Annotated in this window: 21 protein-coding genes and 2 pseudogenes; 14 read left to right on the top strand and 9 right to left on the bottom strand. The window is 65.3% G+C overall.

What is annotated here, in order from left to right:
* Positions 1-97: 97 nt before the first annotated feature.
* From JWS13_RS02880 to JWS13_RS02865, 4 genes are all read right to left on the bottom strand, one after another.
* Entirely contained in the window at positions 98-1,582 is a 1,485-nt protein-coding gene (locus JWS13_RS02880; protein WP_128644120.1) for a PepSY-associated TM helix domain-containing protein, read from the bottom strand.
* A 297-nt stretch (positions 1,583-1,879) separates the two neighbouring features.
* The gene (locus JWS13_RS02875; RefSeq protein ID WP_241032037.1) at positions 1,880-2,410 is read right to left on the bottom strand and encodes a hypothetical protein; all 531 of its coding nucleotides are present in this window, start codon (positions 2,408-2,410) and stop codon (positions 1,880-1,882) included.
* A 161-nt stretch (positions 2,411-2,571) separates the two neighbouring features.
* Positions 2,572-3,459, bottom strand: a complete 888-nt coding sequence (locus JWS13_RS02870; protein ID WP_420854989.1) for a M23 family metallopeptidase — start codon at positions 3,457-3,459, stop codon at positions 2,572-2,574.
* A gap of 604 nt (positions 3,460-4,063) precedes the next feature.
* Positions 4,064-4,252, bottom strand: a complete 189-nt coding sequence (locus JWS13_RS02865) for an antitoxin (RefSeq protein WP_128643887.1) — start codon at positions 4,250-4,252, stop codon at positions 4,064-4,066.
* A 374-nt stretch (positions 4,253-4,626) separates the two neighbouring features.
* On the opposite strand from JWS13_RS02865, the gene JWS13_RS02860 reads away from it, so the two are divergent.
* Positions 4,627-5,850: a L,D-transpeptidase gene (locus tag JWS13_RS02860; protein ID WP_206004536.1), complete on the top strand. Its 1,224-nt coding sequence runs from the start codon at positions 4,627-4,629 to the stop codon at positions 5,848-5,850.
* Positions 5,851-5,947: 97 nt separating this feature from the next.
* Here JWS13_RS02860 and JWS13_RS02855 read toward each other — a convergent pair whose 3' ends face one another.
* Positions 5,948-6,844: a COX15/CtaA family protein gene (locus JWS13_RS02855; protein WP_235214933.1), complete on the bottom strand. Its 897-nt coding sequence runs from the start codon at positions 6,842-6,844 to the stop codon at positions 5,948-5,950.
* A gap of 241 nt (positions 6,845-7,085) precedes the next feature.
* Between JWS13_RS02855 and JWS13_RS02850 the strand changes: the two genes are divergently transcribed.
* The 11 genes and pseudogenes from JWS13_RS02850 (at position 7,086) to JWS13_RS02805 (ending at position 19,353) form a co-directional block, all read left to right on the top strand.
* A complete protein-coding gene (locus JWS13_RS02850) occupies positions 7,086-8,417 on the top strand; it encodes a TIGR03118 family protein (RefSeq protein WP_206004403.1) in 1,332 nt (443 codons plus the stop codon).
* A 271-nt stretch (positions 8,418-8,688) separates the two neighbouring features.
* Positions 8,689-9,402, top strand: a complete 714-nt coding sequence (locus JWS13_RS02845) for a YwaF family protein (protein WP_128643879.1) — start codon at positions 8,689-8,691, stop codon at positions 9,400-9,402.
* A gap of 428 nt (positions 9,403-9,830) precedes the next feature.
* Entirely contained in the window at positions 9,831-10,250 is a 420-nt protein-coding gene (locus JWS13_RS02840; protein WP_128970245.1) for a hypothetical protein, read from the top strand.
* A gap of 399 nt (positions 10,251-10,649) precedes the next feature.
* On the top strand, positions 10,650-12,725 hold the full coding sequence (locus JWS13_RS02835; RefSeq protein ID WP_206004535.1) for a transglycosylase domain-containing protein: 2,076 nt from the start codon (positions 10,650-10,652) through the stop codon (positions 12,723-12,725).
* 352 nt (positions 12,726-13,077) lie between these two features.
* On the top strand, positions 13,078-14,589 hold the full coding sequence (locus tag JWS13_RS02830) for an FAD-binding oxidoreductase (RefSeq protein WP_241032058.1): 1,512 nt from the start codon (positions 13,078-13,080) through the stop codon (positions 14,587-14,589).
* A gap of 490 nt (positions 14,590-15,079) precedes the next feature.
* Positions 15,080-15,277: a CbtB domain-containing protein gene (locus JWS13_RS02825; protein ID WP_206004401.1), complete on the top strand. Its 198-nt coding sequence runs from the start codon at positions 15,080-15,082 to the stop codon at positions 15,275-15,277.
* Positions 15,268-16,054: pseudogene (locus tag JWS13_RS02820) on the top strand (CbtA family protein). Before JWS13_RS02825 ends, JWS13_RS02820 begins: the two are co-directional and overlap by 10 nt.
* A gap of 362 nt (positions 16,055-16,416) precedes the next feature.
* Positions 16,417-17,328, top strand: coding sequence for an alpha/beta fold hydrolase (locus JWS13_RS02815; protein WP_259375205.1), 912 nt, complete (start codon positions 16,417-16,419; stop codon positions 17,326-17,328).
* Positions 17,329-17,823: 495 nt separating this feature from the next.
* The gene (locus tag JWS13_RS02810) at positions 17,824-18,069 is read left to right on the top strand and encodes a transcriptional regulator (protein ID WP_206004399.1); all 246 of its coding nucleotides are present in this window, start codon (positions 17,824-17,826) and stop codon (positions 18,067-18,069) included.
* 409 nt (positions 18,070-18,478) lie between these two features.
* Complete coding sequence (locus tag JWS13_RS45925; RefSeq protein WP_259375204.1) at positions 18,479-18,607, top strand: hypothetical protein; 129 nt, start codon at positions 18,479-18,481, stop codon at positions 18,605-18,607.
* Positions 18,604-19,353, top strand: a complete 750-nt coding sequence (locus tag JWS13_RS02805) for an MBL fold metallo-hydrolase (RefSeq protein WP_206004398.1) — start codon at positions 18,604-18,606, stop codon at positions 19,351-19,353. The genes JWS13_RS45925 and JWS13_RS02805 overlap by 4 nt, the downstream gene beginning before the upstream one ends.
* A 255-nt stretch (positions 19,354-19,608) precedes the next feature.
* Here the strand turns inward: JWS13_RS02805 and JWS13_RS02800 are convergent, their stop codons facing one another.
* Together JWS13_RS02800 and JWS13_RS45340 are read right to left on the bottom strand one after the other, a co-directional pair.
* Entirely contained in the window at positions 19,609-20,691 is a 1,083-nt protein-coding gene (locus JWS13_RS02800) for an IS630 family transposase (RefSeq protein WP_206004397.1), read from the bottom strand.
* A gap of 311 nt (positions 20,692-21,002) precedes the next feature.
* Positions 21,003-21,180, bottom strand: a pseudogene (locus tag JWS13_RS45340) (type II toxin-antitoxin system PemK/MazF family toxin); the annotation flags it as partial.
* 265 nt (positions 21,181-21,445) lie between these two features.
* On the opposite strand from JWS13_RS45340, the gene JWS13_RS02795 reads away from it, so the two are divergent.
* Positions 21,446-22,355 (top strand): IS5 family transposase gene (locus tag JWS13_RS02795; protein WP_255284983.1). Its coding sequence is split into 2 segments (ribosomal slippage): positions 21,446-21,796 and positions 21,798-22,355, totalling 909 coding nucleotides; the frame shifts between segments, so codons are not numbered across the junction.
* 695 nt (positions 22,356-23,050) lie between these two features.
* Positions 23,051-23,611 carry a hypothetical protein gene (locus tag JWS13_RS02790; protein ID WP_206004396.1) on the top strand — a complete coding sequence of 187 codons (561 nt, stop codon included), beginning with the start codon at positions 23,051-23,053 and terminating at the stop codon, positions 23,609-23,611.
* Positions 23,612-24,086: 475 nt separating this feature from the next.
* Here the strand turns inward: JWS13_RS02790 and JWS13_RS02785 are convergent, their stop codons facing one another.
* Complete coding sequence (locus JWS13_RS02785; RefSeq protein WP_206004395.1) at positions 24,087-24,317, bottom strand: hypothetical protein; 231 nt, start codon at positions 24,315-24,317, stop codon at positions 24,087-24,089.
* Between the two features lie 30 nt (positions 24,318-24,347).
* A complete protein-coding gene (locus JWS13_RS02780; RefSeq protein ID WP_206004394.1) occupies positions 24,348-25,649 on the bottom strand; it encodes an AAA family ATPase in 1,302 nt (433 codons plus the stop codon).
* Between the last annotated feature and the right edge of the window lie 5 nt (positions 25,650-25,654).

Here is a 25,654-nt window from a genome sequence, read left to right as displayed (position 1 = left end):
CGCGTGGTCTCACAGCGCCGCTCGCCCGGCGCCACACGGGGGAAAGAGTGTTGCCCTGCACCGGGTTCGGCAGTTCTGCCGGTGACGCGGACTTCGATCAGAGCCGTTGTCCGCTGGCTTCGCGGCGGCTGCGTAGGCGAGCGCGGGCGCCGATGGTGGCATCGACAAGCACAAACGCGATCAGGCTCAGCCCCAGTAATGGGATGAACCATCCGATCGCGATCGCACCGGCAACCACAGCTACCGCGGCCGCGGGATGGACGCCGCGCAGGACGCCTCGCTTCGGCGGCGGGCCCCACCGGTGTTCGTGGGTCGGGCGGCGACGCCACCACAGGATGTAGCCGCGCACGATGACGGTCAGCAACGCCACCGCGAGCGCCGCCAACACCAGCTGGTTGAGTAGCCCGAACAACACACCCATATGCAGGGCGATGCCCCAGGAGGACAGCTTCGCCACCAGCGGCCACTGCGCGAACCGCGACAGGTCGGTGACCTGGCCGCTGACCCCGTCGACGGCGATCGAGTCGGTCGAGAACCGCCAGGGCTGGCGGGTCTGGGTGACGGTGAACGCGGTGGAAGCATCCGCGGGGATCGACACCTCGACGGCACCGTTGATGCCGCTTGCCTGCGCGACCTCGAGTACGGTGTCGACTTCGCCGACGATCATGTCGACCGGTGCCATCTGCTCGGGTGACGGCGGCATGGATGCTCCGCCGTGACCGTTATGACCGCCGGACGCCATGGCGCTGGGATCACTGGATCCGAGTGCGGTATCAAGTTCGGGGGTGGTCCAGCTCAGTGCGCTGCGCAAGTCGGTGATGTTCTGCCCGGCATACCGTGACCAGGTCAGCCCGGTCGCCGACAAGAACACCAGACCGACAGCGATCCAGATGCCGACCACGCCGTGCCAGTTCAAGGTACGGCGCCGTCCTCGACTTGCGCGGTCGAGTGCCCACAATCGGGCGGCCGCATCGCGCTGTCGGTGAGTGCGGTAACGCCGTACCCATAGGTACACCCCGCCGAGGGCGATGACCCACAGCCACGAGGCCGCAAGCTCGCTGTAGATGCGGCCCGGCTCACCCAGATGCAGGTGCCGGTGCAACTGCGAGAGCCAGGTGCGCACGGGCAGTGCGCCACTACTGCCGTAGACCACCAGCTCCCCCCGCGACTGCGCTGTGGCCGGGTCGATGAAGACTGCGCGTCGCTCCGACTCGCCCAGGCCCGGATCGGTGAACAGCACGCGGGTGGTGTCGCCGGGCTGCGCGGCGGGGCGCACCGCCGCGAGCTCGAGGTCGGGGCGGACTTGTTGTGCAGCGCGCACCTGGTCGGTGATCGGCAGCGCCGGTCCTGTCGGTTCGACGGCGAGGTAGTCGCGGTACACGAGCTGTTCGAGGGACGGTGCAAGAGCGTAGAGCCCGCCGCTGACAGCGGCCACGACCAGGAACGGTGCCACGAAAACGCCGGCATAGAAGTGCAGCCGCAGGATCATCGGGCGCAAACCGCGCGGTGGGGAAGGATCCCGTGCCGCTGACGGCTCGTCACGCGCGACATCGGCGTCGCGGTCGAGTTCGGGAACGGACATGACCATCTCGATTCGTGAGGTCAGGGCCGCACGCACACCATTGCAAGGTCCGCCTGTGGTGACGCGCGCGTCACCACAGGGAGTTCCCCGAGGTGCGGATGCAGCCCGAAAGGCGTGACCGACCACGGGCTCGCTCGTACGGCGAAGCCCGGGGGCCGTGATCTGGACACGCCTGACTACGCATACGCACGGCGTATGTGGTGGGCAGGCGGTTAAGGGAGATGCGGCCAGCGCGCCGACGAGTCGGCCGCCGCTATCGTGCACGGGCGGATCATCCGAGCCGGGCACGTCGACCGCTTAGATTAGGGCGGGTGGGGCGCGGGTTCCAGCGGTGGCGTTGACGAGCAGCCACAGGGCGAGTTTTGCGCGGTAGACCGGGGTCGCCGTCCACGTGCCGGTATCGACCGGACGCGGCGCCAACACGATCAAGACGATCCGCGACAACGCGGCCAGGGCGATCAGGCACGCTCGTTCGGCCGAACGGATCAACCCTGCCGCAACGATGGTGGCGACGACGTGAGCGGCGATCATCGATGCGGACAGTTGGAGGCCATGGGAGTGATGGGTAGCCACCGCCAACGATGCATGCCCGGCAACCTGTCCCGCCGCGAGCACCGCCACGACGAAGGCCGTGCGGTGACTGCTCACCCGGATCGCGGACACCATCGCTCCGACCGCGGCGCAGACCGCGATGAGCAGTACGACCGCGCTCTCGCTCGGTGGCATTCCTCCGCCGCCGATGCCGTGCGCGGCGATGCTGACCGCACCGGAGACTGAACCCACGAGGGCGCCGCGCATCCGCGCGACGACATCCGACCGTGAGTTCACCCCGAGAGGGTACCGCGGCTACTACTCCGCATAGTTTTAGGGCGGTCGGCGACGTCGGCCGGTGGGCGAGTTGCGCCGACACGACTGACTCTCCTCCTGCGGCTGATCGGCATCCACCGCGACGAGCCCGGTGACGATCGGCACCACCAGATAGGGTGGGGTCAGTCGAGACCGACAATCGCAGCTCCCCGCGCTGTCAGCCACTGCAGGGGATCGATCTCATCGCCGGTGGGTGACTCGACCTCGAAGTGCAGGTGCGGACCGGTCGAGTTCCCTCGGTTTCCGATCGTCGCGATCCGCTGACCCGCTTTGACCCGTTGCCCGACGGATACCAAATTGTCGTTGTTGTGCCCGTAGGTGGTCACCGTACCGTCGTCGTGCTTGATGCGCACCCACAACCCGAACCCCTGTGCCGGCCCGGCGCTGATGACCTCCCCATCGGCGACGGCGACGATCGGGGCGCCGAGCGTGTTCGCGATGTCAATCCCCCCGTGCTGACGCCCATCCCCCAGCGTCGAGGTGACATCGCCCGATGTGGGGGCCACGAACCCCCGTGCGCTCGGACGGTTCCACGTACGGGGGGCAGGTGTAGTTGGTACGTCCGTCGTGGTTGTCCCGCTGGCGCCGGACTCCGGGTCGTCCTGGGTCGCGCCGTCCGGTGGTGTTCCCGGCACGGGTGGATCGGACTCCTGGGCGGATCGGCTCGCGCCCTCCGGCATGATCTCCGGTTCCGATGCGTCGGACTCCGGCCCCGTACCTGACTCTGAGGGTGTTGTGGTTTCGGTGGTTTCTCCAGAGCTTTCCCCGGTGGCTGCGGCGGAATCCCCGGCCTCACCGGTCGGGTCGGCCGCCTCGGGTGTGCTTGCCTCGGGTGTGCTTGCCTCCAATGCGGGGTCGGCCTCCGGCGACAGAGCGTCCTGTTCGGCCTCCGGCGACAGAGCGTCCTGTTCAGCCTCCGGCGACAGAGCGTCCTGTTCAGCCTCCGGCGACGGAGCGTCCTGTTCGGCCGCGAGTGCGGTGAGAAGGCGTTGCGCGAGATTGATGTTCACGCTGATCAGTTCACCGGCGCATGCGCCGAGGGCGTCGTTCCCGTCGGGTCGTCCCTGAGCGGACCATGCCGTCAGGCACTCGGCGAGCCGAGACTGCGTGGTCGCGTCGGCGCCGCCGCTCTGCGAGACGTCCGTGAGGCTTGTCATCGTGATGTTCGCGACCGTCTGCCACAAGCTGGGATCCACCACGGTGACTGCGGGATCGGCTTGATCGGCTACCTCGGTCAGTGCGTCCGCGACCGCTGTGGCCAACGCCGAGGGCGTCGGGGACGTCTCCTGTGGGTCCGCGGCAGACGGTGGTGGTGCCCCGAACTGGACCGCCGCGAATACGGAGGTTGCGCCGACGAGCATCGGCGCAAACCGGCGGATCACGCCATGATCGTTCGTACTGCGCATCATCTCGCCTTCCTGCGGGCCCCGCGTCCGCCGTCGGGCCGCTGACGCGACCGGCAACGAAGGCGAGAATTAGGGGTTAGTCAAGTCGACACGCCGTAACGGTAGTGGACTTTCTCCTCTCCGGTAACAGGAATCCCGATATTCTCAGGATTCCCATTGGCACCAGGCAGCGAGCGACGCCCCCTCCGCGCGGAGCGCAGGTCGGGGGTTATTTCTTTGGGGGAATAGCCTTTTTGGCCGCGTCCGCCACCTTGCGAATCTGTCCGCTGTACTTGCGATTGGTCTTGCTGTCGGCCGCGATCGCTGCCTTGTCGATGGCGGACTGGATCTTGTCCGCGTTCTGCGACACCGCGTCCTTGCCCTTGCCGAATAAGTTCTTCCATGAACCGACGCTCATCGCGTACTCCTTCTCGTGTAGATGGTTTTGCGCGCCCGTCCGGCGGCCCTCCTTCGAAGACACGACACCATCGCCCCGCGTCACCGTCGGTCAATGGTGGGTGCAGGGCGAGCACTGGGGTCGATATCCGTTGAGCAGCAACGCCTTTCCGGTCGAAGGAGTACTGGTGCGGCACCAGAGTGAACCGCACCTTAACTACTATTCTACATAGTTTTTCTAAGGCGACCGGTACCCGCTCCGCGCGCTCAGCCCTGCGTGAGAGGTCGCGCACGGGCGACTCGCGGGATCCGGCGAGTTCATCGGCCTGGTTGGATGAGTGGTGGTCGCGCCGCGCGTTCGAGCTGCCGCCCCACATCAATTGGTATGGAGGACCCATGCAGTGTCACCGCTTCCGCAAACTCGCCCCACTCCTTGCCCTCGCGCTGTTCATCACGGTCTTAGCGGGATGCGCCGGATCAGAGCCGTCCACCGCCGACGGAAGCGCGGGGCCGACGGCCGGGCCCGCTATCACCGTGACGACTGTTGACGGCGCGAGCGGGGTCAACCCGGTGGCTCCAGTGTCGGTACAAACGAGCGACGGGGCACTCGAATCGGTCACGATGACCAACAACGAGGGCAAGGTCGTCGACGGAATCTTCACTCCCGACCGCCTCGTGTGGAAACCGGTTGGGCCGCTGGGTTATGGCAAGACCTACACGCTCGTGATCAGTGCGACGAACACCGACGGTAAACGCAGCGAACGGACCAGCACCTTTTCGACTGTGCAGCCCGACAATCTGACCCAACCATCGTTCGTCACCTCGGGCGGCAATCTCCTCACCGACGGTGGCACATTCGGGGTCGGCATCGTCGCCGTCACCCACTTCGATGAACCGATCACCGATCGTGCCGCCGCGGAGAGGGCGTTGAGCGTGGAGACCTCACCGAAGGTCGACGGTTCGTGGTACTGGGCCGACGATCAGAATGTGCACTGGCGCCCGCAGAACTACTACGCGCCCGGGACCCGGGTCACCGCCCGCGCGAATGTCTATGGCGTGCCCCTCGGGGAGGGATTGTTCGGGCAGGAAGACGCGAGCACCTCGTTCACCATCGGGGACGCCCACATCTCCGTCGCCGACGACACCACCAAACAGGTCACCGTCACCAACAACGGCGAGGTCGTCCGCACCATGCCGACGTCGATGGGAATGGGTGGTACCGAAGTGATCAACGGTCAGACTCTGTCGTTTTGGACTCAGCCGGGCATCTACACGGTCCTCGACAAGGCCAACCCGGTGGTGATGGATTCCTCGACTTACGGATTGCCGGTCAATTCCCGGCTCGGCTACAAAGAATCCATCAACTACGCCACTCGCATCAGTACCGACGGGATCTATCTGCACGAACTCGAGGACACCGTCTGGGCCCAGGGGAACACCAACGTCTCGCATGGATGCCTGAATCTCAGCCGCGTCAATGCGCAATGGTTCTACGACTTCTCCCTGCCCGGAGACGTGGTCGAGGTCCGCAATACCGGAGGTGAACCACTTCAGCTGTGGCAGAACGGCGACTGGAGCGTGCCATGGGATGCCTGGCAGGCCGGCAGTGCCCTGCGCTGAAGCGTCCGTATCGCCGCGAGCCCGGTCAGGCGCGGCCGCCATCTCCTGGTACATGGTGCTGCCGGGACCGGTGCCGCGGCTCGACGGTCCCGAGTAGTTACTTCTCTGCGATGCTTCCCGCCGCGCTACCCAGGCCGGCATCGAGGATTGGGCGGCCCCCTACAGCACCGGCGGCGCCGCGAGGCGGTACCGCGACGGCGAGCACGACGCGCACCGCCCCGACCCACATCAACGCCGCCCCGAATACATGCACGATGACCAGGCCTGCCGGAAGACCGGTCACACTCTGAACGATGCCGAACGCGACCTGCGTCAGCAGAGCGGCCACGAAGAACCCCACTCGCCTCCGCGCGGTTCTGGCACCACCGCCCTGCAGCGTTCGGAAGAGCAGCAGGCTCAAGACCAGGAGGAGCGCTGCAGCGAGACCGTGGACCACGGTGACACCCGTCCAGTTCAGCGGCATCCGGGGAACTTCGCTCGAATCGCCGGCATGCGGCCCCGATCCGGTTACCAGCGTCCCAAGCACGACCACGACCGCACTGACGAGCATCAACCACCGGCCCAACGTGCACGCTCTCGGCGGCACCGGTTCTCCATCCTCGCCGGCGCGCACCCACTCCCAGGTCACTGTCGCCGCGGTCAGCAGAAGCAGCGCCGCGAGGAAGTGCGCCGCCACGATGTAGGGATTGAGATTCATCCACACGGTGACGCCACCGAGCACGGCATTGAGAACCACGATCCAGAACTGCAACCACGCCGAGCGCAGGACCGCACGTTGAGGAGCCTCCTGCAGACGCGCCGAGAGGATGACCCATCCGACCGATGCGGAAAGTACCCACGTCAACAACCGATTGACGAACTCGATCGTCCCGTGCAGACCCGTCTCCGCCGTCGGCGCCACCGACTCGGTCGTGCACGCCGGCCACTCCGGACACCCCAACCCGGAGCCTGTCACCCGAACGACCGCTCCCCCGAGAACGATCAGCGTGCTCATCGCCAGCGCGCTCGACGTCGCCCACCGCAACGCCCTGGGTGAGAGCGAGAAGCGAAGTGCCAAAGCCTGAAACGGCGTACACATCCGAGAACGGGGCGGGATACCGGACATGCCCGAAATACTACATAGGGTAGTTTTTGGGTCGGCTGGAACCTCGGCGGACTCCTCATTGTGGATGACGTCGACTCAGGCTAGGTTTCCCTAATATTGGCTCGCCTTCTCTCCGATGAAGAGGAAACCCATGACGACGACATGTTCGGGTGCGGCGCGGGCGGCGGTGCTCACCCTCACGCTGTCGGTAGCGGTGGCGTGCTCGACGACCGACTCCACCGAGCCCGCCGACGCGATGTCGGGCAACCGCTACGTCCAGACCAACCTGGCTGCCAACTCGGACGAGTACGGCGCACCGTTCACCTTCCCGGCGATGGTCAATGCATGGGGAATCGCAAACCGCCCGAAGGGTGCCGGCGGACACTTCTGGGTCGGCGCCGGCGGCACATCGTTCCAGTTCGTCGGGGACGTGTCCGCCTCGCCCGACCCCGCAGTGCAGAAGCTGTCCCAGGACGGCCTGCGTGAAGTCACCGTCCCGGGCGCGGACTCGAATACCACCGACGCGAGCATCGGCAAGATAACGGGGGTGGTGTTCAACCCCGCACCGATCACGTCGAACGTGTTCACCGTCGGCGATCAACCGGTCACCGTGGACGGTCGGGAGCAAATGCTCACCGGATCGTCACGGTTCATCTTCGCCACCGACTCCGGCACCCTCTCGGCCTGGACCGAGCAAGCTCCGGACGGGCAGATCGTGCGGCGCGACGGCCCCGCCAAAGAGGTGTTCAACGGCGCCGATCAGGGAATGGCCTTCTTCGGCCTGGCGATCTCACCCGCCGGGGGTGAGACGCTGTGGGCGGCCGACTTCGGTAACTCGCCGCAGATCCGACAGTTCACCAAGGACTGGACACTCGTTCCCACACAAGGATTCACAAATCCATTCGCAACCGGTGCCCCCGTCGACCCGGCCGATCCGGCGAAGGGCAGGCAGACCCGCCCCGGCGATCCCGCCCCGTTCAACATCGCCACGGTCGGCGACCGCGTGTTCGTCACGTACGCGGTCACGAAGTCACCCGAGGACGGCGACCCGAACACCTTCGACGCCGGAGAGGAAGAATCTCTCGACAAGGACCAGGAGGCGGCGACGGCAGACACACCGGCGAAGGGCAAAATCGCCGAATTCGACGCGTCGGGAAACCTCGCGCGGGTCTTCGATGACGGTGGCCGGCTCAACGCACCATGGGGTGTCGCCGTCGCCCCGAACGACTTCGGTCCATTGAGCAGCACCGTGCTCGTCGCCAACTTCGCGGGGGCGGGACGCATCCTGGCCTTCGACGACGCCACCGGCGAATTCGTCGACTACATCCACGATACCGACGGCAATCCCATCGGCATCGAGGGGATCTGGGGCCTGCTCTTCGGCAACGGCGAAAGCCTCGGGGACAGCAACGCCCTGTACTTCACGGCCGGACCCAAGGACGAGGAGGACGGCCTGTTCGGCTCACTGCGCGCGCAGAACTGAGCGCTGGACCGGCGTCTTCCACCTCGGGCAGCGATCGCGGGGTCCACCTCCGTTGACCGCGTTCCACCACGATGGGTGACGGCCGACGCTGGTGCGGCGAGCCGAGAAGCGGCGCTCGATCCGGTCACTCGGACGGTTCTCAGGGGCAGCATCCACTGCTGGCGAGGGCGGCGTCTGTGAAACAGTGTGAGTGCGTCCATCGCGGGTCCGCCAGGAGCCGTGGGGCGCGCCCGGGTAGCAATGTGCGACGACACTGCGGAGTTGATGGCGTATGTACTCTGCGCAACGGGAGTTCTCGGCGTATGGCCCGTCGCACTGGGCTGTCATCGTCCTGTTCGTGATGGGTTCCGCGTTTCTGGTCTGGGTCGGACGCAGGCAGACCGAATCGCAAGCTCGGCGTTTCGGCCGCTTCCTCGGGGCGGTGACTGCCGCAATCTACGTTTCGGTGCTGATCTATTCACTGATCCCACCCAGCATCGGCGGATCGGTACCACTGAACCTGACCGACCTCGCGACCGTCGCTGGGGCCTACGCGTTGTGGTCGCAGCGACATTGGCCTTTCGCGCTCACGTACTACTGGGGTCTCGTGCTGAGTTCTCAAGCGTTGATCTCACCGGTTCTCAAGAGTCCGGATTTCCCTAACTACGTGTTTCTCGCCTTCTGGGGGATTCATCTGCTCGTCGTGTGGGCCGCGATCTATCTGACGTGGGGCCGGGGGATGCGGCCCCAGTGGCGCAGCTACCGGATCGCGGTCATGGTCACGGGGTTGTGGGCAACTGCCACCTTCATTTTCAACAGTATCGCCGGAACCAACTACGGATTTCTCAACGAAAAGCCCGCCACTGCATCCCTGCTGGACGTGATGGGTCCGTGGCCGGTGTACCTGCTGACAGGGGCCACGCTCATACTGATCGTGTGGGCCCTGCTGACCTGGCCCTGGGAGCGGGCACGGCGACACCCGCTGAAGAATTCGCAACTTGTCTGATCTTGCGGGCCTGGATCGGAATGCGCCGACCGGTGCCGGCTGCTTGGTCGCATCCGCGCGCCGCCGACACCCTCTACAGTCACGACTTCGTCCTGGGCCGATCAGGGTCCCGCACCCGCTCGGCGCCCGACCACATCCATCGGTATCGAACCCAGTCCCATCTCCGAGACCCTACTTCCTGAACTCAGTGTCTGACTCATGGTTGCGCGCACAGGACGATGGGATTGTCTGACATTCGCACAGTCGCCGGAAAGTCTGTCGGAGAAGGCATTCAATTCGAGACCTGGCAGGAGCCGCACCACTGCACCGTGACCTCTCAGGTCTGGGACTTGTACCGCCCGGATGGAACACAGCACGACGAAATCGGGTGGTCACGAAACGCATCGGAAGACCCAGTAGTCATCGGTGGGCGGTGCTACCTTTGGGAAGTGAGTGGTCTGCGCCCGTCCTTGCGGTTGCGCTATCTGCTGCTGATCATCACGGCCCTGGCCTCAATCGCAGGAATACTGCTCACCCAGCAGGTGGGCCACCCGCCAGCCGCGTATACGCACGCCGCGATCCCGGTTGTCGACGGGGTGGCCTCCGCGGATACAGCTAGTGTCGCCGATACGGCGTTACCTCCCGACGAGGAGGATCGGCAGATGCCGGCGGGCGGCGTCCATCTCCAGCTGTGCCTTGCTGCCCTCGCCGGGGCACTCGGGCTGTTGCTGAAGTTCGGGCCCCGGGGAAGGGCACCGTGGCCCGGTGACAGCGACACCGGACCCCCATCTCGTACCGGGATCCGGGCATCCACGTCGGCGAGGGCGCCGGCGCCCGTCCTGAGCCTCACATGTGTGCTGAGGGTGTGACAGGTCCACCCCGACCTGTCCCACGGTCGCCTTCGGGTCTGAATTCCGATCCACCCGGTGCGAGGTCGACATCGGGAGAACTTGGCACCTCCTCGCCCCCTTCTGCCCAGTGAGTGCCACCGGAGAGCTCCGGTGCAGTGAAGATTCGAATATGGGTTTCCCGACCGCACCGCGGCGACTCAACGGAGAACTGCAGTACTGGTTGGGCGGCCAGCTCTCCCGCCACTCGAACACACCTTCCGCCCCGCACATATGGAGAGGGCTACTGCCGATCCACTCATTCGTGTCACTTCTACGCGCCCACCGATCTCTTCGGTGTGGTCCACCACGATCATCTGCCCCTGGACCTCTGCCGGGGCCAAGTTCAAGTGAGGTTGTAACGTGTCGATCTCCAAGACTGTGTTGAAGCTGGCCGGATGCTCCGCCATCGGGGGCGTTCTGCTCGCCGGCGTGATGTTTCCACTGGCGGGCAGCCTCGGCTACGTGTCCAACCGTGCGTCCGACACCGTCGACAATTCGGCTGCCGAACTTGTCGAGGGCGTCGTGCCGGGCGTCACGACGATGACCGATGTGGCGGGCAATCCCATTGCGTGGTTGTACGAGCAGCGCCGGTTCGAGGTTCCCAGCGATCAGATTTCGAACGAGATGAAGTTGGCGATCGTCTCGATCGAGGACAAGCGGTTCGCGGAGCATCAGGGTGTGGACTGGCAGGGCACGATGCGCGCGTTCCTCACCAACACCACCACCGGTCAGGTCGAGCAGGGCGCGTCGACCATCAACCAGCAATACGTGAAGAACTACATGCTGCACGTCACCGCCAAGACCGACGCCGAACGCCGCGCCGCGATCGAGACCACACCGGCCCGGAAGATCCGCGAGATCCGGATGGCGCTCTCGCTCGATAAGCAGCTGACGAAGGACGAAATCCTCACCCGCTACCTGAATCTGGTGCCGTTCGGAAACGGCGCGTTCGGGATTCAGGACGCAGCACGAACCTACTTCGACGTCGACGCGAAGGACTTGAATCTGGCGCAGTCGGCGATGCTCGCCGGCATGGTGCAGTCCAGCTCCGCCCTGAATCCCTACACCAATCCGGAGGGAGTGCTCGAGCGCCGCAGCGTCGTGCTGGACACGTTGATTGCGAACATCCCGGACCGGGCCACCGAGATCCGGACCACCAGGGAAGCTCCGCTCGGCGTTCTCCCGGAGCCGAACCCGTTGCCCCGCGGCTGCATCGCGGCCGGTGATCGCGGATTCTTCTGCGACTACGCGCTGCGATACCTCGAGAACGCCGGGCTGTCCCGGGACCAGATCGACAAGGGCGGCTACCTGATCAAGACCACGCTGGATCCGGCGGTCCAGAACTCGGTGAAAGCGTCGGTCGTCTCCTATGCCGACCCCGCGCTGGAGGATGTGGCGAGTGTGATGAACGTCGTCCAGCCCGGTCAGGAGCAGCACCGGATTCTCGCGATGGCGAGCAGCCGCAACTACGGCCTCGACACCAATACTGACCAGACCATGCAACCTCTGCCCTACTCCCTCGCCGGTCACGGCGCGGGATCGATCTTCAAGATCTTCACCACCGCCGCGGCCATGGAAAAGGGTCTCAGCATCAACGCCATCCTCGACGTCCCCGGCAGGTACAACGCCAGAGGAATGGGCGACGGCGGCGCCCCCGGCTGCCCGCCGGCGACGTACTGCGTGCAGAACGCGGCCCCCTACCCGGCGTCCCTGTCGGTGACGGACGCGCTCGCACAATCGCCGAACACCGCCTTCGTCAAACTTCTCGAAGCCACCGGTGTCACCCCTACCGTCGACATGGCGGTGCGTCTCGGGATGCGTTCCTACACCCAGCCGAACACCTCGGGTTTCGGCGAGCAGAGCATGGCCGATCTGCAGAAGGACCAGAACCTGGGCTCCTTCACTCTGGGACCGACCTGGATCAATCCGCTGGAACTGTCGAACGTGGCCGCCACCCTGGCATCGCACGGCAAATGGTGCCCCCCGAGTCCGATCGACTCGATCGTCGACCGTGACGGCAAGCCGGTGTCCATCACGCAGCAGGCGTGCGAACAGGTCGTTGAGCCCGGTCTCGCTGACACTCTTGCCAATGCGTTGAGCAAGGACGACAAACCGGGCGGCACCGCGGCGGCGGCCGCGAGCAGCGCAGGCTGGACGCTGCCCATGTCCGGGAAGACGGGAACCACCGAATCGAATATGTCCTCCGGGTTCGTCGGGTTCACCAACAACCTGGCAGGCAGCGTCTACGTCTTCGGGGACTCGCCGACCCCCGGGCAGATCTGCACCAGCCCCCTGCGCCCCTGCGCGGACGGCAACCTCTTCGGCGGCACCGAGCCGGCGCGCACCTGGTTCAAGGCGATGATGCCGATCGTGAACAACTTCGGGCCTACGCAGCTACCGCCGATCGACCCGAAGTACGCCCGCGGAGCCCCAAACACCCCGCGTCCGCGGTGAGTGGTGCGGACTCCGTGGGAGCGCGGGCCTGGAGTGGGCCATTCGCTGGGGTCGAGGACTGAATTGGCGGCTCGGCGAGCTTGCTACCCGCACGAGTCCTCGTGACTGGGCGTCGATCCCGAGCGCCGTCCAGGTGGACTCTCGTCGGCCTTGTCGACCAACTCTATTCGGTGTCACCAGCGCCATACCCGAGGAGTTACGTCGTTCGCCTCCTTCCGATACGACTTCGGGTGCGGCCCGAGACGATTACGATGACGCGATGTCCGGACTGTCCCGCCGACGCCTATTGATCAGTGCTGCCGCGTTGGCGGGGGGTGTCGCAACCTTTGGTAGACCGTCGAGAGCCTTGGCTGTGCCCACGGTCGGTGAGCTGTCGAATCTCGAGGAGATCGGCCCCGGAGACCGGGACTACCTGGCGCTCACCCAGCGGGGATACAACCCTCGTTTCCTCGCTCGTCCTGAGAAGATATTCGTGCCGGCCAGCGCCGACGAGACGGTGGTCGCGGTGCAGCGGGCGGTCGATCAGGGTCTGCGTATTGCGCTTCGTTCGGGTGGTCACTGCTTCGAAGACCTGGTCGATCATCCTGAGACGAAGGCGATCATCGACCTGCGCCTGCAAGCCGAAGTGCGGTACGACCAAGCGCAGCGATCCTTTTCGGTCGGGGCCGGCGCCGGGCTTGGGGCTGTGTACGAGCAGCTATACCGGGGTTGGGGTGTGACGATTCCCGGCGGCAGCTGCCTGGGCGTCGGCATGGGGGGCCACGCCAGCGGCGGCGGTTTCGGGCCGCTGTCGAGGCTCTTCGGTTCCGTCGTGGACCACATCTATGGGGTCGAGGTCGTCGTGGTCGACGCCGCAGGTAAAGCCTCGGTCGTTCTAGCGACGCGCGACGGACAGAATGCCGATCTGTGGTGGGCGCATACGGGAGGCGGGGGTGGAAGCTTCGGAGTGGTGACCCGCTTTCTGCTGCGGTCGCACGACTCGGATGGGTCGGACGACCCTGCTCGATTGCTGCCGACGCCTCCGGCGAACCTGATGACAAGCCAGATCATCTTGCCGACTGCTAGCGAGGATTCCTTCGTCAGGTTCGTCGGGAACTACCTCGCGTTTTTCGAGGACAACAGCGAGCCCGGATCCCGGTTTGCGAGTCTGTATGCACCGATGTTTGTCAGCCCGCTGCTCGGTGGAGTCTGCCAGGTGACCCCCCGGCTCGATGCCGATCTCCCCGATGCTCGGGCTTTGCACGATGAGTTCGTTTCCGCAGTCCTCGACGGCGTATGGCCACCGCCGGTTGTCGTGCCTGCCACCGAAGGACCGTTTCTGGACATGTCGTCGCGGCTCTCCGCACCCAAAGGCCGGGCCCCGTCGAGCGGCAAATACAAGGGCGCGAACCTGCGCCGGGCGTATTCACCCGAGCAGTTGCGAACGCTGCACCGCTACCTGTCAGACCCCCGCTTCCAAGGCCTCGAATCGGGAGTGGAGTTCTTCCCGGTTGGCGGGGCGATCAACGCCCGCTCCTCCGACGCAACAGCGATGCCGACCCGCGACTCGTTCATGAAGGCGTTCTTTATCGCATCCTGGCGCAACCCCGCAGAAGAGAACGCGTATCTCGAGTGGTCCCGAAACATGTACCGCGACATCTACGTGGACACCGGCGGCGTCCCGGTGCCGAACCACGCCAACGGCGGCAGCTACATCAACTACCCAGACAACGATCTGCGCGACCCACAATGGAACACATCGGGCGTGCCCTGGCACACAGTCTATTTCGGCGACAACTACGAGCGGCTGCAGCAGGTCAAATCGAAATGGGATCCGCGCAACACCTTCCGCCATAGTCTTTCCATCGAGTTGCCGGACCAGTGATCCACGCCCCGCCGTGATAGACGGCGTCGACCGTCCTTGTGGCGGACTCCGACGCCGCAGTCAGCGCCGCCGTCGACACGACGGCTGAAGGCTAGTTGCCCGATGCGACGAACACGGCGACCCTGCCCTTCGACCGATCGAGCGCCCGAGGCGGCGAGGAGGAATCCGGTCCGCGGCCCGTGGAGTTGCAGGCAGGAGCACGGAACCAGCCCGTGACATCCGGTGCGCCGCTGCCCGAGTTCGAGGTCGTTCTCGACGTCGCGGCGGCGAACTCGAGCCGAGAGTCCGGCCGAGCGGACGGATTGACACGACGGCCCGCCGGGTGCACAAGTTCGCAGGACAAAGCGATGGTTCGGCAGGAATCCGTTGCAATCCCGGAGCGGTCGCGCCACTGTAAATCGGAGTAGTCCTTCACGGGAGCCACCTCGACAGCCAGACACTGCGGCGGCCATCGCCTGGATCTAGGGGACGCGAAATCCTAGGAGGAACCATGGCACTCGCCTACGCACCCGGCTCGTCGGTCGACACGACCCGACTCGCCGTCATCTCTTTCGCGAATATCGTTCTGTTCGCGATGCTCGCTCTCTACCTCGTGGGATTCGACCAGGGCGCGATTTCGCGCAGCGGGATGTACATGCACGAACTGATGCACGACGGGCGCCACCTGATGGGTCTGCCATGCCACTGACCGATTCCTTCGCCAAACTCATCATCCGCGGTCTGCTGGCCGGTCTGATCGCCGGCATCCTGGCCGGGGTGGTCGCCTTCGTACTCGGTGAACCACACATCGAGGCGGCCATCGCGATCGAGGAAGCCACAGTCGCGCAGGAAGCCCAGGACCACGCCGCTCAGGGCGGTGTGGAAGCAAGTAGCTCCCATGACGAGGGAGACGAACTGGTCAGCCGCAACGGACAGCGCTTCGGGCTGTTCCTCGCCACCTCCCTCGCGGGGCTGGCGCTGGGCGCGATCTTCGCTGTCGTCGCCCATTACGCGCGCAGGGTGACCAGCCTGTCGGGTCCGGTGCTCGGTCTGACGCTGGCGACTTTGGCCTGGTTGGCCATCGAGGCGGTGCCGTTCCTTCAAGTACCCCGCCAATCCGCCGGCGGTCGGCGATCCCGACACGATGACCCAGCGAACGTGGCTGTGGCTGGCAGCCGTCGTGCTGGGCCTGCTCGCGGTCATCGCATCGGTCTTCGCGTCGAAGGCCGTCGCGGCGCAGGAGTTCCTGTCGGTGCGGATCGCGGCACCCGTTGTCACCTTCCTCGTCGTGGTGACGATCGGATATCTCGTGATGCCGACCGTCAACAATGTGGGCGACGACTTCCCCGCAGTGTTGCTGTGGCAGTTCCGCCTGTCGTCGCTCGCGACGCAGGCGACGCTGTGGCTGGTGCTCGGACTGGCCTTCGCGTTCCTGACCGAGCGTGCATCGGGGGCCAAGAAACCCGCAACAGCGTCGGCTGCCTGACTCGAACCTGGGCGCACACCTGCCCGCGAAATTGATTGCCGATCACTGTCTCCCGCCCGGGCCGACGGCCCAGGTCGGAGTTAACGATACGGATTGCTGGCCCCGCAGAGCCGCCCACGGCAAAATGCGCTCCATGATCGGCTGGCGCTGGGTGTTCTGGAAGGCGGCGACGCGCCGCTTTCCGTCGCCTCGCGGGTCAGGGTGTAGGTCTATAGACCTTGGAGAGTTCCTCCGGCTGTTCGCGTCGCCGCGGCCGGTGATCACGGGCGATGTCGGGGCCGAGGAATCGGATGCCGAGGTAGGTGTTGACGAGGTGTCGCGCACCCCGGCATCGTCATACATGAAACGCACTTGCGCAGTTCATGCGCGGTGGCCACGGTGTGAGACAGTGCGTAGAGTCGCGGTCGGGAGTGCCGCCTCGCCGGGAGGAGTTGATTTCCGTGCCGTCGACACCGATAGCCGACAAGGCCCTCGCTTTCGAGGCCGCGTTCCCCGTGCACAGTCGACCGGCCGGTGGATTCGACTGGCGCTATTACGCAGGCGGTTCCGGAGACGTAGTCCTACTCCTGACCGGCGGAGTGGGGATCGGCATCGGCTGGCTAGACCTCGGCCTCGCGCTCGAAGGGCGCTATCGGGTCATCGCTGTCGACTATCCCCCGGCCTGCTCGTTTGCCGATTTGGCCGACGGTGTCACAGAACTGCTGGCCGCCGAGAATGTCGATCGGGCGCATGTGGTCGGGCAGTCGATGGGCGGAATGCTCGCCGAGGTACTGTCCCGGCGATCACCCACCATGGTGCGCTCGTTGGTGCTGACCGGCACCGGATTCTACGGCGAGGAGGACCGACCGCGGTTGGTAGACAAACGCACCCAGCTGGAAAAGAACCCGTGGGATGCGGTGCGTGAGCAGATACGGCAGGCCCTGCGCGACACCTGGAAAGGTAGCGACGACCTCGAGTTTTGGCTGGAGCGAGTCGACGCCGCCACCGACGGCGAAGCCGGGCGCGCGCGCACGATCGCCGGATATGACGCATTTCTCGACCTCATCGGGCGACTGCCGGCGATGCTCGAACAACCGGGATGGAAGGGGCCAACGCTCCTCATCCGGTCGGACGACGACCCGCTGATCACCGAACGACAGGTCGGGCGACTGCTACAGATGCATCCCGACGCCGAAGTGCGGCACTACGCGACGGGAGGCCATTCGCTGTTGGTTTCACGACCCGAGGACTACCTGCACGATGTCATGACATTCCTGACTGAACAGCCAGCCTGATCGTCGATGGGATCGATTTCGGTGCCCGCCGCGGCGGGCTATCCGCCGTCCGAGGCGCCGAATACCGGGCTGGAGTCGCCTGCTGATGAGCATGAGACCACCCAGATTCCCGCAACTTCAACACCAAACGCGTCGGCGGCGACGAACGTGCACGGCCCCCACCATCCCACAGCCAACTAGGGAACGTCTCGACCAAGGCCTCAATGCCCGTTTGCGCGGAAATATATTGCGCCCCTTTGAATAGATTGGCGCAACAGGCGAGGGCCGCCCTCAATGGTAAATGCACTTTACAGTGTGTCGATGCAGTGTTCGAGGCGCACTTGTTAGCACGATATGCCGACAAGACTGCGGTCACTACAGCACCGCATTGTAGAGTCGTGAACCAGAAACGCGCACAACCCGATTACTACTGCGGCGACCAACGATACGTGCCGGCCGGCCGGCCGTGGCTCCACTGTCTCGCCCTCACTGTCGACGAAATGGAGAACACCGCAGATGGCTAACCCGCACCGCCTCACCACCGATCAGGTCATCGATCTGATCAAGGAGGAGACCGGCACCGAGATGGCGATCGGTACTTTCCGCGGCTATGTCACCCGCGGCCACGCCCCCGCTCCGGTGGAGAAAATCGGCCGCACCCCACTGTGGAAGCGCTCCGAGATCATCGAATGGGCTCACAACAGACCAGGCCAAGGCGCGCGCACCGATATCCCCAAACGCAAACGCCGCACCGCGCAGTGACGGCCCCCTGGCGCGCCGCCCCACGTTGCGCGTCCTGAGATTCGCTATCTACACGTCCGGCGACCATGTGCTCCGCACATCGCAACGGGAGCCACGCACCCGCACGCCAGCAGGTCGCAGAAGGAACTTTCCACCGAAGTGGAGTGTAGTGCCCACCGTCACATCGCGCGAACTCAGGGAGGCCACGAACTCCTCATGTCCGCCCCAGCCAGTCACGCCGAAACCGCTGAGCGCAATGGCATTCCACATATGCCCCTGTCGAGGAGCCTGCACCGCCGTCGGCACTGACACGGCAACAAGGCCATCGGCACAGCGACAGATCGACCCACTTCGCCACCGCGCCAACCCGCCTCGCCGCCTCGATCACGAGCCCTGCCCGCTGGAGTAAGCACACAGGAGGAGAGACTGCATGGGAGTCGGATCGGTGCACGACACGCTCGTCGACTACGACGGCATGGACTACCGATGGGCGTTGGGCGCGCAGGTCACGACAGACGCGCCGCACGATTTCGGCATGCCGGCAGTGGTCACGCGATGAAGCCCGTCGAAATCGCCGATGGCGTGTTCTTCGTGCACTCCGAGATGGTCAACTGGGTGCTGCTCACCAACGGCGACGCGGTGACGGTGATCGACACCGGGTACCCGGGGCAGCGCGGTGACGTCGAGGACTCGATCCGAGCGATCGGACGCGACCCTCAGGGCATCGAGGCGGCGCTCATCACCCACGCGCATGTCGACCACATCGGCAGCGCACAGTATCTCGCCGACACCTACGGGGCACCGGTACTGGTGCACCCCAACGAGGTCGCGCACGCCCGCCGTGAATGCCACGAGGTCGCGACGCCCGGGGATGTGCTCAGCAATATCTGGCGACCCGGGGTCCTGCCGTGGGCGATCAAGCTGATCAGGCTTGGTGGCACGGCCAAATACGGCATCGACTCCCCCACCCCGATGCCCGTACCAGGTGCACTGACCTGCCCGGGTGCGCCTGTTCCCGTTCTCGCGCCCGGCCACACCTCCGGTCACACCATCTACCACCTTCCCGATTGCGGGGTGGTGATCTCCGGCGACGCCCTGATCACCGGGCACCCGACCTCACCGGTCTCCGGACCCCAATTGCTGCCGCAGTGGTTCGACCACGACCGCGGCGCGGCCGCCGAGTCATTGCGCATCATCGGAGAGTTGGCCGCCGACATCCTCCTGCCCGGACACTGGCCGATCCATCACGGCTCCGTCGCCGAGGCCGCCGCCACCGCACGAGAACGCCTCGCGCCCACCCGGTAAACGATTCGCAGTGTGCCGATCACGCGCATCCGGCGATGACCATTCGCTCACCCTGGACCCCACCCACGGTGAGATCACCGGGGCAGACATCCCTCATCGACGGAACCGAATCAGTCGGATCGGCGTGGACCTCGACAGCAGACCGGCAGCGACCGGGCGCGGGCAACACCCTTGCCCACCCGGGAAATTCAGCCGCTCCGGATGTGACGGCCTCATTGCTAGCAATGCGATCAATGCTAGTGGTGTGTCTCTGATTTAGCTGATCTTTTCGAGTGCGACGCGGCCGCGGGCGACCTTGGCGAGGATGGATTCGGCGGTCGCGGTCCATTCGTAGGGTCGGGGGTTTTCGTTGTGGGCGTCGAGGTATTCCTCGATCGAGGCGATGAGGTGCGGTACGGAGTGAAAGACCCCGCGTCGCAGAGCTTTATCGGTCAGCTCTCGGAACCAACGTTCGACGAGGTTGAGCCATGAGGAGGAGGTGGGAGTGAAGTGCAGGTGGAACCGTGGATGCTTGTCGAGCCAGGCCCGGACCTTCTCGTGTTTGTGGGTGGCGTAGTTGTCCAGGATCAGGTGGATTTCCAGGTCCTTGGGCACCTCACGGTCGATGGTGCGCAGAAATCGCAGGAACTCCTGATGGCGGTGGCGCGGCAGGCACTGGCCGATCACGGTGCCGGTGAGGACGTCGAGCGCGGCGAACAAGGTGGTGGTGCCGTGACGCTTGTAGTCGTGGGTCATCGTCTCGCCGCGGCCCTTGATCATCGGGAGCGAGGCCTGCGTCCGGTCGAGGGCCTGCACCGACGACTTCTCGTCCGCGCACAACATGATCGCCCGCTCGGGCGGGTTCAGATACAGACCGACGACGTCGACGAGCTTGTCCTCGAATCGCGGATCATTCGACAGCTTGAACGTCTCGACCCGGTGCGGCTTGAGTCCACGAGCGGACCACACGCGCTGGACCGTGTCCTTCGAGACTCCGACATACTCGGCCATCGTCCGGCAACTCCAATGAGTCTCGCCTTTCGGGCGGTAGTTCTGCGTCAGGTCCACGATCTCGTCGATCTTCTCCTGCGGGATCGAGGGCTTGCGACCTCGACCCTTGCGCACCTCGCCCAACCGCGCCATGCCATCCTCAGCGAACCGTGTCCGCCAGTTCGCCACCGATCCCGGCGATACCGACAACGCCTGCGCGATAGCCGTGTTGGCCACACCCTCGGACGCCATCAACAGCGCCTTGGCCCGCACCACCTCCCGGTGCGCACCCGTCTGCGACCGCGCCAACGACTCGAGCACAACACGCTGCCCATCGGAAATCTGCAAAGCGGGTACCGGATTCCTCATGCACGGATTCTATCGAATCAATCCAAATATATTTGCGAGACACACCACTAGCGGGTGCCCCACCACGGCAGGGGCCGGCAGGATCATCGACGGCAGAAGGCCGCGGTCGAGCACCATGAGAACCATTTTTGTCCGGTGGGGACATGTGGCCCGCATCCCGACGGGCGAATCGCCTCCCGATCACCCCCACCGGCTGCGAACAGCGCGAACCGTTCACCCTCAACCCTCGGTCACCACCACACCTCCTGGCGGTGACGCGGAGCCTGCCTGGGCGCCAGCTGTCCCACCATGGGATTGGTCATTCCAGGTCGAAACGCGGCCCGGATCGCCTCGGACAGGGCCACCTCCTGCGACGGAAAGAAGAACCCGAGACCACGCCCCAACGCCGACACCGCAATCGTGACTGACGATGTTGTCGCAACTGACCACCGAATCCTGCTCCAACCCGTTGGCCGGCCCCACCGGCACCTCGGTCAACAGCCCCCGCACGCACGGCGATTGTAGGAATTCATTTGATCCGTCACTCGTCCGACGCTTTCACCTGCGGGTTGACTGAATCCGGTGTTGCTCGAAATTTCATTTACCTGTCAAAATCCTCGGCGTCGGTCGGTGGTCCGCGCGCCTTCCTCTGCTCCGTGTTGTTGACGATCCGATTCCATTCCGGCGGCCGGTTGTTGGCCAACTACCGATGGAGGCACCCGCACTAGGGCGTGTCTCCCAATGATTTGGGGTGTTGTGCTGCAGACTCTTCGCTGTGGCAGACGTTGTTAATAGGTTTGAGGTGTTGACGGACAAGCAGTGGGAGTTGCTTGCGCTGCTGTTGCCCAGTTCGGATGGGCTGCGGGGGCGGAAGTTCCAGAACAGCCGGCTCGTGGTGGAGGGGATGCTCTACCGGCTGCGTACCGGGCTCCCGTGGCGGGATCTACCTGCGCATTTCGGCCCCTGGAAGACGGTGTGGAAACGGCACCGACGCTACGCCGGGGATGGAACGTGGGATCGGGTACTCATAGCCCTGGCGGCGATGGCCGATGCCGGTGGCGACCTGGATTGGGCGGTGTCGGTGGATTCCACCGTGGTGCGGGTGCACCAGCACGGCGCCAACGCCGCGCGTGACACAGGGGGATCTACCGAATTACACGAATCTGCTTGACGAACCGGTCGATCACGGCATCGGCCGGTCCCGCGGCGGGCTGACCTGCAAAGTCCACCTGGCGTGCGATGGCGACGGACGTCCCTTGTCGGTGCTGGTGGGTCCTGGCCAGGCCGGCGACAGCCCGATGTTCGGCCCGCTCCTGGAGGGCATCTGCGTGCCGCGCATCGGTGGCGGCGCACCCCGCACGCGCCCGGACGAGGTCCGTGCCGACAAGGCGTACACATCCAAGGCCAATCGAGAACTGCTACGCAGCAAGGGCATCAAGGCGGTCATTCCCGAGAAGTCCGATCAGGTGGCCAACCGCAAGAACAAGGGCAGCGCGGGCGGTCGGCCACCGAACTTCGATGCCGAGTCGTACAAGGGCCGCAACGTGGTGGAAAGGGCCTTCAACAAGGCAAAACAGTGGCGAGCGGTGGCAACCCGGTATGACAAGCTTGCCCTGACTTACCGGGCTGGATTCCTCCTCGCCGGCATCGTCGAATGGCTCAAACTATTGGGAGACATGCCCTAGTTCGCCAAGGAGAACATCCGAGAGGCGAACGTCGTCGAGACTCGTCGTCTGTCACCAGATCGCTGCAGCTCGTGCGGGTAACGAACCTGTGTCAGCCAACCAGCCCACACGCTCAGCCTGCATCTTTGACATGCACATGAAACTTTTGACACGCCGTTGACACGGTGATGAACAACTGACATCACTACTGAATTCCTACAATGCCGGTGATCGGTGCGTACGCGGGCAGACCGGGTGTCTTTCACTTCAACAATTCCCCGAATTTCGTCCTGCTCCCCACCCCAGTGGGGAGTATTTTTCTCCCATTCACCTGGCCTTTTCCTTGTGCTCCCCACGCTCCCCACTCAGTTGGCGCAGATCTCCCATACCGAACCTGGTGCGACGCCGAGCAGCTGTCGGTTCTCGGCCCGATATGGCGCGTTTCTCACATAGGTGGCGCGGCGTTGGGGCAGTTTCTAGCCTGGGTGGCGCATGATGCCTCGGTGCTGGTAGAGATTGCGCAGTTGAGCCGTGCCGATGACTCGAGTCCAGGCGGTGTTCGTCACCGGGTCCAGGGCGGAGCGTGTGGTTGCGAGTTCTCATCGAATGTGGCGAGGATGGCGAGCTACCCAGTAATCCCCCACTACTTCGAGTGAAGAAACGTTGACCAATGGACACACCCCGTCCCAACCCACCGCCACACCACAGGAGCGTCCATGTTCAAGTTCTTCCGTCGCCGAGCCCAACCCGCCGTCACACCGACCGGGACTCGACCGCCCCGTATCGGCGGGCGTATGGAGACGACATCACCGGCCGATCTCAAGCGCGCCACGCGGTTCGCGGCCGACTTCAAGGTCACGGGCCCGTTTGTCGAGCCGGACAGCGACGAGCACGAGCTGTGGAAGGCCGGCAAACTGGTGCCCCTCTACATCACCCATCTGCTCGATGCCGGCCGTCACGTCGGCCCCGGTGTCGATGCCGCCTGCCACGCGGAGGAACCCGCAGTCGACCGGTGGGAGGCGGGCAGCCACTATCCAAGTTGGGAACAGACCGTAGCCCTGGCCCGTCTGCTCGACGTGCCCGTCCGCGATCTGACTCACCCCGATGCCGGACCTTGTCACCATGAGTTCCGTCCCCGGCTCCGACTTCCTGGCCTTGCGATTCTGTCGTTCGAGCCGACCGCAGTCCAAGCATCCACACAGTCAGCAGGGGACGGCGCCGTCGTTTCCTGTGATGGGTGGGGTGATGCGACAGCACCCGATCATAGGGACACCTGAACGACTCAGCCATTCGTGCGCCACCCGCTACCAATAGCATCAAAAAACGTGCGAACTGTGGTGATGACCTGTCCGTACCTGAGCCAGGGCGCTCGCTTCACTCGAAGTGGCGGAACCGCAGGTCCACGTGATGCACCGCGCCGACGCGGTGCGTCTGTCCCCTCGGAAATCCGCAAGGAGTTGGTGAAGACATGACCGAGACATGTGGCGAACCGCAGCTCGTGACAGGGCACCACCGCCAGATCGCTTGAGAACCGACAGCAGCCGGGAGGACGTCGCCGACAAAATGCCGTTGACTCCCGCCGTCACTATCTCGGGCGACCCGCCCCGGAGGGTGCGGGACCCGATGTGTCCGGGCCGTCGGCCTCCGGCCCTCTCGGTGCCGGGGACTGCCGGCCGAACAGGTCGTAGACCGTCCAGCCGACCGTCAGTTCCCTCTATGCCCGTGCCGGACAACTCGGCGGCGAGACCTCCCTCACTCGGCCGGGCTCGACCCGTCGACGCCCATCGCGCGGAGGCCTCGGATCGCGGCGGAGATCACCGACGACCGTGACGCTCTCGCCGGTGTTCGGTACCGCCGATGTGGGCGGTGGGTGATCAGCCCGTCCGCTGCCCACCGTGCGCGGACACCCAGGGCCAACGGTGCGGGGCGAAGCCCATATCCGACGGTCCTGCCGTGAAATTCGGTCACGGTGGCCTCGGACATTGCCTAAATCCCTTTCGTTGTGAGGGGTTGCTACACAGCGGGAGTGCGGTGCAGCGCGGCCAACAGGGCGGTATTGGCGGCGTGCGCGGTCGAGGGCTCGGCGTAGGCGAGTACCTCGGCGCTCGCCTCATCGATGACGACGCTCATGTGGGCGCGGTGGCGGGAGAGCATCACGCAGGCGCGGCCCGGATCGAGGCTGAATGGCTCGGCGGTGCGGTATCCGGCCAGCGGATGCAACACCACCACAGCGGCACGCTCGAGCCCTTGCAGAGAGTTCGCCGTGCCGACCAGCACGTCCGGGTAATCGGACAGCAGGGCGCGGATCGCCGCCGCCTGCGTCACGTGGGGAACCACCACCGCGATATCGGCGGCGCTCATGGGTCGCTGATCCTCGGCGGTGACCAGCTCCGTGCCCGCCAGCTCCCGCGCCCGCTGTGCGCACGCGGTCACCAGCGCCGGATCGGACGGGCCACCGGAGACCGTGACGGAACGGTGCGCCAGCTCGGGCAGCACGACTCCGCCACCGTCGATCAGGTGCTCCGGTGGTCGGCGGGAGGTAAACGGCAGGTCGGGGTAGAACAACGGTTGAATCAGGGCGGTGGTGTCCGCTCCCAGTCGCCAGGTGTGGCGCAGCCGAACCACGCCCACCGCGTCGCCGTGAGCGGCTTGCAGCGCGATCGGTCCCGGCAGGTTCGGGGCGGTATCGCTTCCGTCCCATCGAGACACGTCGCCGGTCACCACCGGATCGATCTGACCGGGATCGCCCACACAGACCACCTGCCTGGCCATGGCGCCGAGTGCGCCCAGATCGGCGTAGGTGCATTGCCACGATTCGTCGACGATCAGCACGTCGGCGCCGACCCGGTCGGGGTCCGAGAACAGCCATCGGGCGGTCGTGCCGATCAGGATCGCGCCCACCTCACCGGGCCACCGCACCTTCTGCCCCGACACCGCTGGCGTCTGCCCGCTGTCGGGTTTCGGCGGTTTCGCTTTCCACATCAGAGCGGCGCGATCGGTGAGGGTGCCGAGGCGCCGCGCAATCTCCACTGCCTGTTCGCGGGTCTGGGCCGCGATGCCGACACGCAGATCCGCACGGTGTGCCAATGCTGCCGCGAGAAGGGCGACCAGTCGGGTCTTGCCCGCGCCGGGTGGCGACGGGACGACAACGGCGGGATCACCCGACCACACCGAGAACAGCACACGTGCGGTGATCGGATCGGACATGATCGGCGATCCCGGCCACTGCGTGAGTGACGGCGCGCTCGGCCTGGGTGCCGGGGCGCTCGAGGGGGCCGGGTTGAGGATATCGGGTCGGGGGGCGAGGATGCGCATGACGG

Source organism: Rhodococcus pseudokoreensis, from assembly GCF_017068395.1.
In the GTDB taxonomy this organism is placed as follows: Bacteria; Actinomycetota; Actinomycetes; order Mycobacteriales; family Mycobacteriaceae; genus Rhodococcus_F; species Rhodococcus_F pseudokoreensis.
Note: the sequence above shows the minus strand (reverse complement) of the source record. Positions and strands in the feature narration are given on the sequence as shown.